At 66.0% G+C, this 10,437-nt stretch carries 11 protein-coding genes; 3 read left to right on the top strand and 8 right to left on the bottom strand.

Going from position 1 to position 10,437, the window contains the following annotated elements; genetic code table 11:
* On the top strand, window positions 1-896 hold an 896-nt coding region (locus A5698_RS22020), incomplete at its 5' end, for a short-chain fatty acyl-CoA regulator family protein (RefSeq protein WP_156670853.1).
* A gap of 18 nt (window positions 897-914) precedes the next feature.
* A complete protein-coding gene (locus A5698_RS22015) occupies window positions 915-1,466 on the top strand; it encodes a carboxymuconolactone decarboxylase family protein (protein ID WP_068301128.1) in 552 nt (183 codons plus the stop codon).
* Here A5698_RS22015 and A5698_RS22010 read toward each other — a convergent pair.
* From A5698_RS22010 to adh, 6 genes are read right to left on the bottom strand one after another with little or no spacing between them, the layout of a single operon-like run.
* Window positions 1,463-1,753, bottom strand: a complete 291-nt coding sequence (locus A5698_RS22010) for a hypothetical protein (protein ID WP_084792569.1) — start codon at window positions 1,751-1,753, stop codon at window positions 1,463-1,465. The genes A5698_RS22015 and A5698_RS22010 overlap by 4 nt on opposite strands.
* A 28-nt stretch (window positions 1,754-1,781) precedes the next feature.
* The gene (gene lpdA / locus A5698_RS22005; RefSeq protein WP_068301121.1) at window positions 1,782-3,176 is read right to left on the bottom strand and encodes a dihydrolipoyl dehydrogenase; all 1,395 of its coding nucleotides are present in this window, start codon (window positions 3,174-3,176) and stop codon (window positions 1,782-1,784) included.
* 9 nt (window positions 3,177-3,185) lie between these two features.
* Entirely contained in the window at window positions 3,186-3,668 is a 483-nt protein-coding gene (locus tag A5698_RS22000; protein WP_068301118.1) for a hypothetical protein, read from the bottom strand.
* The gene (locus tag A5698_RS21995; RefSeq protein ID WP_067086130.1) at window positions 3,661-3,939 is read right to left on the bottom strand and encodes a putative holin; all 279 of its coding nucleotides are present in this window, start codon (window positions 3,937-3,939) and stop codon (window positions 3,661-3,663) included. The genes A5698_RS22000 and A5698_RS21995 overlap by 8 nt, the downstream gene beginning before the upstream one ends.
* A 37-nt stretch (window positions 3,940-3,976) precedes the next feature.
* A complete protein-coding gene (locus A5698_RS21990) occupies window positions 3,977-4,516 on the bottom strand; it encodes a DUF779 domain-containing protein (protein ID WP_068301114.1) in 540 nt (179 codons plus the stop codon).
* Between the two features lie 2 nt (window positions 4,517-4,518).
* Window positions 4,519-6,042: an aldehyde dehydrogenase gene (adh, locus tag A5698_RS21985; RefSeq protein ID WP_068301111.1), complete on the bottom strand. Its 1,524-nt coding sequence runs from the start codon at window positions 6,040-6,042 to the stop codon at window positions 4,519-4,521.
* A gap of 63 nt (window positions 6,043-6,105) precedes the next feature.
* Between adh and A5698_RS21980 the strand changes: the two genes are divergently transcribed.
* Window positions 6,106-8,136: a prolyl oligopeptidase family serine peptidase gene (locus tag A5698_RS21980; RefSeq protein WP_502688975.1), complete on the top strand. Its 2,031-nt coding sequence runs from the start codon at window positions 6,106-6,108 to the stop codon at window positions 8,134-8,136.
* Here A5698_RS21980 and A5698_RS21975 read toward each other — a convergent pair.
* Together A5698_RS21975 and A5698_RS21970 are read right to left on the bottom strand one after the other, a co-directional pair.
* Window positions 8,129-9,382 (bottom strand): Dyp-type peroxidase, encoded by a 1,254-nt coding sequence (locus tag A5698_RS21975; RefSeq protein ID WP_068301104.1) that lies wholly within the window; start codon window positions 9,380-9,382, stop codon window positions 8,129-8,131. The two genes, A5698_RS21980 and A5698_RS21975, sit on opposite strands and share 8 nt — an antisense overlap.
* A complete protein-coding gene (locus A5698_RS21970; RefSeq protein WP_068301099.1) occupies window positions 9,379-10,311 on the bottom strand; it encodes an EfeM/EfeO family lipoprotein in 933 nt (310 codons plus the stop codon). Before A5698_RS21970 ends, A5698_RS21975 begins: the two co-directional genes overlap by 4 nt.
* Window positions 10,312-10,437 lie beyond the last annotated feature (126 nt).

Here is a 10,437-nt window from a genome sequence, read left to right as displayed (position 1 = left end):
AGCGTTCGGAGCTGGCGCGCCAACTGTCGGACCGGTTGACGATGGTGCACGGCGTCCGCATCACCCAACGCATGGACCTCGGCGAGTCGGTGCTGCATCGCTACGACCCCGAGACAAAGACGCTGGTACTCAACAACCATCTCTCCTCGGGCCAGACCGTGTTCAAGATGGCCGCCGAACTGGCATATCTGGAGTTCGGCGGCCTCATCGACAAGCTCGTCGACGAAGGCAAGTTCACCAGCGACGAGTCGACCCGCTTGGCGCGGATGGGGCTGGCCAACTACTTCGCCGCCGCAATGATGTTGCCCTACACGCAGTTTCACGATGTCGCGGAGAAATTCCGTTACGACGTCGAGCGGGTCTCGGCGTTCTATTCGGTCAGCTACGAGACGATCGCGCACCGCCTCTCGACCCTGCAACGGCCGTCCATGCGCGGTGTGCCGCTGTCCTTCGTCCGCGTCGACCGGGCAGGCAACATGTCAAAACGCCAGTCGGCCACCGGTTTCCACTTCTCATCCAGCGGCGGCACCTGCCCGCTGTGGAACGTCTACGAGACGTTCGCCAACCCCGGCAAGATCCTCGTGCAGGTCGCCCAGATGCCCGACGGACGCAATTACCTGTGGGTCGCACGCACCGTGGAGCGTCGCGCACAGCGCTACGGCCAGCCGGGAAAGACGTTCGCGATCGGCCTGGGCTGCGAACTCCGCCACGCGCACCGGTTGGTCTACTCGGAGGGGCTCGACCTGTCCGGCGAGGTGGCGACACCGATCGGCGCGGGTTGTCGGGTCTGCGAGCGGGACAACTGCCCGCAGCGGGCATTCCCCGCGCTGGGCCGCGCGCTCGACATCGACGAGCACCGCAGCACCGTCTCGCCTTATCTGGTGCGTCAGACCTAGGCACGTAGACTCGCTGTGATGAGCGCACCCGAGTCGGCCCGCATCGCGCCCGGTGGATTCAAGGAACTCGGCCCCCTGAACTGGGCCATCGCGAAACTCGGTGCACGCACCATCCGGGCACCGCGGTTCAGCCTGTTCAATGTGCTTGGCCAACACCGGCTTCTGTTCCTGGCGTGGCTGCCGTACAGCGGGGTGCTGCTCGGCATCCTGAGCAAGCTCTCGGTGCAGGACGCCGAGACCGTCATCCTGCGTGTCGGCCATCTGCGCGACTGCGAGTACGAACTCCAGCAACACCGCCGCCTGGCGCGCACCCGGGGGATCGGCCCGGACGTCCAGAAGAAGATCTTCGAGGGACCCGACGCCGAGGGGCTCACCGACCGTCAGCGCGCGTTGATCACCGCCACCGACGAGTTCGTCGTGACCCGGGGCGTGTCTTCTGAGACATGGTCGGTGTTGGCCAGGCACCTGACCAAACCGCAACTGATCGAGTTCTGCATGCTTGCAGCCCAGTACGACGGGCTGGCCGCGACGATCACGACTTTAAAAGTGCCGCTGGACTTCCCGGACTAGAGGTACGTGATCCCCAGAACGATCAGCGACAGCAGCACCGGGGACACCGGCAGCGCCAGCAGGAAAGCCGCCCACACTTCGCTCCTGCGTTGATAGCTGCGCCACCCCAGCCAGCCGACGCCTCCGCCGACGAGAAACGACACCGCGGCCACCACGAGCACCCAGGTGCTGACGTTCGACGTCGACGTGGCATAGGAGATCCCGGCCAGCCAGAGGATGTGGCCGACCACCAATCCCCCGATGCCGGCGACCCACAGGGCCCGCGCCGTGCCGGATGTCTGAGTCACGTTCGCTGTGTTGGTTCTCTGAAGCACGTCAGAAATTGATCATGTGGCCGAGCAGACCGTGGAAGCACTCCTGCAGGGCCTCGGACATCGTCGGGTGCGTGTGCACGTTGCGGGCCAGTTCGGTCGCGGTCAGATCCCACTTCTGCGCCAGCGTCAGCTCGGGCAGCAGCTCGGACACGTCGTGGCCGATCAGGTGGCCGCCGATCAACTCGCCGTACTTGCCGTCGGCTATCAGCTTGACGAAGCCGCTCGGGTCACCGGCACCGTGCGCTTTGGCGTTCGCGGTGAACGGGAACTTGGCCACCTTGACGTCGTAGCCCTCCTCGCGGGCCTGCTCCTCGGTGAGCCCGAAGCTGGCGACCTGCGGTTGGCAGAACGTCGCGCGCGGCAGCATGCGGTAGTCCCCGAGCGGCAAAGTCTCTGCGCCCGCGATGGTTTCGGCGGCGATGACACCTTGCGCCTCGGCCACGTGGGCCAGCTGCAGCTTGCCGGTCACGTCACCGATCGCGTAGATGTGCGGGACGCTGGTGCGCATGTAGTCGTCGATGCCGATCGCCTTGCGGTCGGTGACCTCGACGCCGGTCTTGTCGAGCCCGAAGCCCTCGATGTTCGGCGCGAATCCGATTGCCTGCAGCACCTTTCCGGCTTTGAGGTCTTGGGACTTGCCGTCCTTGCTGACGGTCACGGTGACCTCGCCGCCACCGTCGTCGATCGACTCCACCTTGGTACCGGTCAGCACCTTGACGCCGAGCTTCTTGAACTGCTTCTCGATCTCCTTGGAGACCTCGGCGTCCTCGTTGGGCAGCGCGCGGGGCAGGAACTCGACGATCGTGACGTCGACGCCGTAATTCTTCATCACGTAGCCGAACTCCATGCCGATGGCGCCCGCACCCGCGATGACGACCGACGACGGCAGCTCGCGCGTCATGATGAGTTCTTCGTAGGTGACCACGTTTTCCGACAGCGATGTGCCGGGCACCAGGCGGGTGCTGCTGCCGGTGGCGATGATGATGTTGTCGAACTCGACGGTCTCGGTGCCGCCCTCGTTGAGATCGACCTCGAGCGTGTGGTCGTCTTTGAACTTCCCGTACCCGTGGATCTCGGTGATCTTGTTCTTCTTCATCAGATAGTGCACGCCGGCGACCCGCCCCTCGGCGACCTTGCGGCTGCGGTCGAACGCGACGCCGTAATCGAACGTCGCCTCGCCGCTGATGCCGAACTGCTTGGCCTCTTTGGTGAAGATGTGCGCCAGCTCCGCGTTACGCAGTAACGCCTTCGACGGGATGCACCCGACGTTGAGACAGACGCCGCCCCAGTACTTGGGTTCGACGATGGCGGTGTTCAGTCCGAGCTGCGCGGCACGGATGGCCGCGACGTATCCGCCGGGGCCTGCTCCGAGTACGACGACGTCATAGTGGGTCACTCCCCCACCCTAGTAAGGAAGCACTCCCGCGAAACACCGACTTGCCCATTCGCAGTAGTAGAGACCGTGCAGCACCGCCGCTCCCGCGACGGCCGCCAGGGGCGTCGACATCAGCGCGATCGACAGCGCCGAGACCAGCGGGCGTTCGATCACCATGGCGAGCAGCAGGCCGGCGACCGTCGTCGTGACGACGAAGACCAGCACGACGAACACCGGCGCCGTCTTGTCGATCGAGTGGTACCACCAGTGGTACAGCGCCCATCCGGCCACCGCGGACAACGCCCACACCGCCGCGACGACGAGGACGAACTTCCAGCGCTTGAGCGACTGGTAGTTGCCGGGCACCACAACGGGCTGCGCGGGAACGACCACCGGCTCGGACGGGCGCTCCGCGACGGCCGTCGTTCCCAATGCCTGGAACTCGCCGGTGGTGAACGTCGGCGTGTAGGGCTCGGTCGGATCGCCGGGCAGCGTCTCGGTGGTCTCAGTCACCGTGCACCGCCTGAATCGCCAGCAGCACGCCGAACCAACCGGGCGCGATCGCGAGAAGGAACGCACCGGCCGTCGTCACCCAGCGCCGAGCCGACGTCAGGATCGCCAACAGCCCCAACATGCCGGGCACGCCGACGACGAGCGCGACCACGACGTCGGGTCGGATCGGGGTGTCGATCACAAGGGTCGCGGCGATCCCGAGGACCAGGCCCACCGCCGTACCGACCAGCAATGCGCTGGTCAGCACCCATGCACGCGGAAGCGGTATCACGCTTGGAAGGCTACGGGGGCGGCTTGCGGTGGCTCCGTCATCCGCTCGGCGCGTCAGGTATCGGACATGCATCGATTGCATTACCGACGATGTGCGTGTCCGACGACGGCGGGCGGACACCTCTGGCGAAATCCGCTCCGGTCACGACAGGTGCATCGGCCAACAGGCCGTTCTCGACCTCGGAGAATGCGCGGCCGCGGCTCAGGAAGCGCACCCCTTCGGGCGCCTCCACGCTGAAGCCGCCGCCGCGTCCGGGCACGACGTCGATCACCAGCTGAGTGTGTTTCCACGCGTCGAATTGCGGCCCGGAGATCCACACCGGCACCCCGCCGGGTTGGACATCCGGCCCGACGTCGAGGAGTGCGAGCAGCACGTCGCGGTCACCGACGATGAAATCGCCGTTGGGGTAGCACATCGGCGACGACCCGTCGCAGCAACCGCCGGACTGGTGGAACATCAGCGCGCCGTGCTTGTCCTGCAGGCGCGCGAGCAGTTCGGCCGCGGCCTGGGTGATCAACGCCCGCTTCGGCGGCCCTCCCTGCTGCGCCGACGGCGGGTGGGGCGCGGATGGTGACACCGTCAGAAGAAGCCTTGGGCCTTGTTGCTGTAGCTCACCAGCAGGTTCTTGGTCTGCTGATAGTGGTCGAGCATCATGCGGTGGTTCTCGCGCCCGATGCCGGACTGCTTGTAACCACCGAACGCCGCGTGTGCGGGATAGGCGTGATAGCAGTTCGTCCACACCCGTCCCGCCTTGATGTCACGCCCGGCGCGGTAGGCGGTGTTGCCGTCGCGACTCCACACGCCCGCACCCAAGCCGTAGAGCGTGTCGTTTGCGATGGCGATCGCGTCGTCGTAATCGGTGAACGATGTCACCGCGACGACGGGCCCGAAGATCTCCTCCTGGAAGATCCGCATCTTGTTGTTGCCCTCGAAGATCGTCGGCTGCACGTAGTAGCCGCCGGACAGGTCGCCGCCCAGTTCGGCGCGCTCGCCGCCGGTGACGACGCGGGCACCTTCGTCCTTGCCGATCTCGATGTAGGACAACACCTTTTCGAGCTGATCGTTGGATGCCTGCGACCCGATCATCGTCTCGGTGTCCAACGGATCGCCCTGCCGGACGGCTTTCGTGCGGATCGCGGCCAGTTCCAGGAACTCGTCGTAGATGTCGGCCTGGACCAGGCTGCGCGACGGGCACGTGCAGACCTCGCCCTGGTTGAGCGCGAACATCGTGAAGCCCTCGAGCGCCTTGTCCTGGTAGTCGTCTCCCTCGGCCATCACGTCGGAGAAGAAGATGTTGGGGCTCTTGCCGCCGAGTTCCAGCGTGACGGGGATCAGGTTCTGCGACGCGTACTGCATGATCAGCCGACCGGTGGTGGTCTCGCCGGTGAATGCGATCTTGGCGATGCGGTTCGACGACGCCAGCGGCTTACCCGCCTCGAACCCGAATCCGTTGACCACGTTGACCACGCCTGCGGGCAACAGGTCGCCGATCAGGCTCATCAGATACAGGATCGAGGCCGGCGTCTGCTCGGCCGGTTTGAGCACGACGGCATTACCGGCGGCCAACGCAGGGGCCAGCTTCCACGTCGCCATCAGGATCGGGAAGTTCCACGGGATGATCTGCCCGACGACTCCGAGCGGTTCGTGGAAGTGGTAGGCGACGGTGTCGTCGTCGATCTGCGACAGTGAGCCTTCCTGCGCGCGGATCGCCCCGGCGAAGTAGCGGAAGTGGTCGACGGCCAGGGGCACGTCCGCGTTGAGCGTCTCGCGGATGGGTTTGCCGTTGTCCCACGACTCGGCCAGCGCCAGGGACTCGAGGTTCTCCTCGATGCGGTCGGCGATCTTGTTGAGGATGACCGCACGCTCGCCGGGAGGCGTCTTGCCCCACGCGGGGGCTGCACCGTGCGCGGCGTCGAGCGCTGCCTCGATGTCGGTCTCGTTGGACCGCGGCACCTCGCAGAACGCCTGACCCGTCACCGGAGTCGGGTTCTCGAAGTACTCGCCCGAGGCCGGCGGCACCCACTCCCCGCCGATGAAGTTGCCGTAACGCGACTCGTACGACATCAGCGCGTCCGCAGCGCCTGGACGGGCGTAGACAGTCATCGTTGACCTCCCTCGAACGGTGTAACCGAGCTCACACTACGCCCGGCCGCCACAATGGTTCCCGTGAGTTCCGACGAGCGCGTGCGCGAAGAGAAGACCGGCACCGACCCGTACCTGTGGCTCGAGGACGTCACCGGCGACGACGCACTCGACTGGGTACGCAAGCACAGCGACCCGACGGTGGCCCGCTTCGGCGGTGGCCGGTTCGAGCAGATGCGCGACGAGGCACTGGAGGTGCTCGACACCGACGCCCGCATCCCGTACGTCCGCCGGCGGGGTGAATATCTGTACAACTTCTGGCGCGACGCGGACCACCCCCGCGGCCTGTGGCGACGCACGACCCTGGACAGCTACCGCACCGAGCAACCGGAGTGGGACGTGCTGATCGACGTCGACGCGATCGCCGCCGAAGACGGCGAAAACTGGGTGTGGGCGGGTGCCGAAGTGCTCGAACCGGACTTCTCCCTCGCGCTCATCGAATTGTCCCGCGGCGGTGCCGACGCCACCGTCGTCCGCGAATTCGACGTGACCACACGCGAGTTCGTCGCCGGCGGTTTCGCGCTGCCGGAGGCCAAGTCGAGCGTCACCTGGCAGGACAGCGACACCGTGCTGGTCGGGACCGACTTCGGGCCGGGCTCGTTGACCGACAGCGGCTATCCACGCATCGTGAAGCGCTGGAAGCGGGGCCTGCCGCTGGCCGACGCGTCGACCCTGTTCGAGGGCGAGGCCGCCGACGTCAGCGTGGGTTGCGGCTATGACCCGACGCCCGGGTTCGAGCGGTTACTGATCACGCGGTCGTTCGACTTCTTCAACCGGGAGCGCTACGAGCTGCGCGGCGACTCGCTGATCCGGATCGACGTGCCGACCGACGCCGGGATCTCCGTGCACCGGGAGTGGCTGTTGATCCGGCCGCGTACCGATTGGACGGTGGGATCGACGACATATCGCGCCGGTTCGCTACTGGCGGCGAATTATGCCGAATTCCTCGATGGCGCACGCGATCTCGCTGTCGTCTTCGAGCCCGATGAGCACTCCAGCCTGGAGGACTACGCCTGGACGCGCGACCGGTTGATCCTGGTCACCCTCGTCGACGTGATCAGCCATGTGCAGATCGTGACGCCGGGAACCTGGCAGCGGGCCGACATACCCGGCATTCCGCCGAACACCAACACGGTGTTGGTCGACGCCGACGAGTACGGAGACGAGATCTTCCTCGACTCGAGCGGTTTCGACACCCCGTCCCGGCTTCTGTGGGGGGTGGCCGGCGATGCCGTCACCGAAGTAAAACGCGCGCCGTCGTTCTTCGACGCGGCCGACCTGCGAGTAGACCAGTATTTCGTCGCCTCCGACGACGGCACCATGATCCCGTATTTCGTTGTTGCGCATCGGCACAACCAAACTCCGGGTCCCACGCTGCTGAGCGGGTACGGCGGCTTCGAGGTCGCCAACACACCGAGCTACAGCGGGGTGCTTGGCCGGCTGTGGCTCAGCCGCGGCGGCACCTATGTCCTGGCGAACATCCGCGGCGGCGGCGAGTACGGACCGAAGTGGCATACGCAGGCGATGCGGGAGAACCGGCATCTCGTCTACGAGGACTTCGCTGCCGTCGCACGCGATCTCGTGGCCCGGGAAATAACCACCGTCGATCAGCTCGGCGCCCAGGGCGGCAGCAACGGCGGCCTGCTGATGGGCGTGATGTTGACGCGATACCCCGAGTTGTTCGGCGCGCTGGTGTGCAGCGTGCCGCTGCTCGACATGCGCCGATACCATCTGCTGCTGGCGGGCGCCTCGTGGATGGCCGAATACGGAGACCCCGACGAGCCGGGCGATTGGGAGTTCATCTCGAAATATTCGCCTTACCAGAATATCTCGGCCGATCGTCGGTACCCTCCGGTGCTGATCACCACGTCGACGCGGGATGACCGCGTACATCCGGGGCACGCGCGCAAGATGACCGCGGCACTGGAGAGCGCGGGCCACCCGGTGCACTACTACGAGAACATCGAGGGTGGCCATGCCGGTGCGGCCGACAACGCGCAGACCGCATTTCGCTCCGCGTTGATCTACGAGTTCCTGTGGTCGGTGCTCAGCTGAACAACTGGTCGCCGAGAAAACGGTCGGGTCCGGTGACGCCGGGCAGCATGAAGAAGAAGCCGCCGCCGACGGGCAGGATGTACTCCTCGAGCGGTTCGCCTTTCAGGCGGCGCTGCACGGTCAGGAAGCCCTTCTCCAGGCTGCGCTGGTAGGCGATGAATGCCAAGCCCTGGTCCAGTCGGCCCGCACCGTCGAATCCGCGCGAGTAGTTGAAGCCGCGGCGCAGAATGCGGTTGTCCTCGGTCTCGGGCGTGCGGGGGTTCGCCAGCCGGATGTGGGCGGTGAGCGGAATTCGTTTGCCGTCCGGGTCTTCTGGATAGTCGGGGTCGGTGAATTCACCCGTCAGGCCCAAGGGTGCGCCGCTGACCTTGTTGCGCCCGATCAGCGCCTCCTGCTCGGCGAGCTGGGTGCGGTCCCAGAACTCGACGAACATGCGGATGATGCGAATCGCCTGATACGAGCCGCCGACGGCCCACTCGGGTTCGCCGTCCTGCGTGCCGACCCAGACGTGGCGGTCCATGACGGCGCCGTCGTCGACATCGAGGTTGGCGGTCCCGTCCTTGAATCCCAACAGATTTCGCGGGGTGGCGGCTTCGGACGCCTGGCCGGCGCCGATGCCCCGCGCGTAACCGTCGACCATCCACCGCAAAACCAGGTCGCTGCGCGTGCGGCGCATCAGCTGACGCAGCGCGAAGACGACCGTGTCGTTGTGGCCCGCCTCGATGACGATCGACAGATCACCGTGCGACAGTTTGGGATCCAAGCGGTCATTGGCCAAAAACGGCATGGTGACCAGTTCCTTGGGTTTGCGATCGGCCAGCCCGAACCGGTGGTCGAACAGCGACGCACCCACACCCACGACGACGGACAGGTTGTCCGCGGGCGGTTGTTCACCGAGGATGCCGGAGTCGACCGGAGGGTATTCCGGATCGCGCACCTCCGGCGGCTTGCCCGCCATCAGACCGCGGATCTCTTCGGTGAGCTCCTCGAGGGTGCGTTTGAGGCCGTCGCGATCCTTCGACAGCACGTTGAACGAAGCGATCAGGCCCTGCTCGGGGATGGGCAGCGCGGTGATGCCGGTCTGATGCGGACCCTCGAACGGGACGAACGACCCGCTTGAGGCGGACGAACCGGATTCCTGCTTCGAGCACCCGGCGAGGGCCGCACCGGCCCCCACCGCGGCACCCGTGCCTAATGCGCCAGTGATGAAGCCCCGGCGCGAGAGACCCGAGCGGCCTTGCGTCACTTCAGTTTCAGCACTCCCGACACCTGCGACAGGTTCTCCGACAGTCCGGCGAGTTCGGCCTTGAGCTTGTCGATGACGTCCGGTGTCACGGTGACCTCGGGGCAACGCGGCGACGGGTAGGGATCGTTCTCGGTGCAGAACAGCACCCAGCCGTCACCTCGGCGCAGCGGCCGCATCGTGTCGAACACGGAGTTCAGGCCCGCGTCGATCTTGCCCAGCAGCGCCGGATCAGCCTGCACCAGAGCGGGATTCAACTTCCCGACGGCGTCGCGTGCACCCTGCAGGTTCGCGTCGAAGTCCCAGAGGTCGGTCTTGGAGTAGCGGTCCTCTTCGCCGGTGATCTTGCCTTCGGACACCTCTTCGATCAGTTCGGCCGCACCGTTGGACACGTCGATCGGCTTCACCTCGACAGACGGGAACTGCGCCTTGAGGTCGGCGACGTCCTTGTCGAGCTGGTCGGCGAACGGCGCCCCACCCTCGGTGGTGTTCTTCTCGAACAGCAGGTACTCGAGGCGGTGCCAGCCGGTGAACTTCGGGTCGTCGACGCCTGCGAAGTCGTCGACGCGGGCGTCGATCTTGCCGTCGATCTCTTCCACCAGGCCGGCGATCGGCTCGATGCGCTCCCACGGCTGGCGTGACGGCGCGAACGCGTCCTGGGCGGCCTTCAGGTCGCCCGCGCGCACCGCGTCGGTGAGGACCTTGACCACACGCTGGAGTTCGTCGATGTTGCTCTGCGCGTACGCCTTGTAATCGGCTGCCGCTTTGTCCAGGACCGCCGGATCGACCGCGGGTGCGGCGCTGGTGGTCTCGGCCGCAGTTCCGCTGGCGGACGTCGTCTCACTGTCCGAGGACGAACTGTCGTTCGAGCATCCGGACAGCAGGAGGCCGGCGACGGCGATGGGAGTTGCCCAGGCAAGATAACGGTTCATTCGCACCTCGTAGTTAGGAGAGGCAAAACATAGCATTTCTGGCTGGTCAGAGGATAGGCACGCCTTATTTGGCGGTGTAGTCCGGGGCGGGCCGGATGGATGCTAAACGCTTCGACGCGATAATCG

Source organism: Mycobacterium sp. E136 (assembly GCF_001666865.1).
Lineage (GTDB): Bacteria > Actinomycetota > Actinomycetes > Mycobacteriales > Mycobacteriaceae > Mycobacterium.
Note: the sequence above shows the minus strand (reverse complement) of the source record. Positions and strands in the feature narration are given on the sequence as shown.

Coding starts and splice junctions, on each gene's coding strand:
- adh (WP_068301111.1), bottom strand. CDS start 6,042: ATGACTGTCTACGCCCGTCCAGGCGCTGCGGACGCGCTGATGTCGTAC.
- A5698_RS22015 (WP_068301128.1), top strand. CDS start 915: ATGAGCGCACCCGAGTCGGCCCGCATCGCGCCCGGTGGATTCAAGGAA.
- A5698_RS21970 (WP_068301099.1), bottom strand. CDS start 10,311: ATGAACCGTTATCTTGCCTGGGCAACTCCCATCGCCGTCGCCGGCCTC.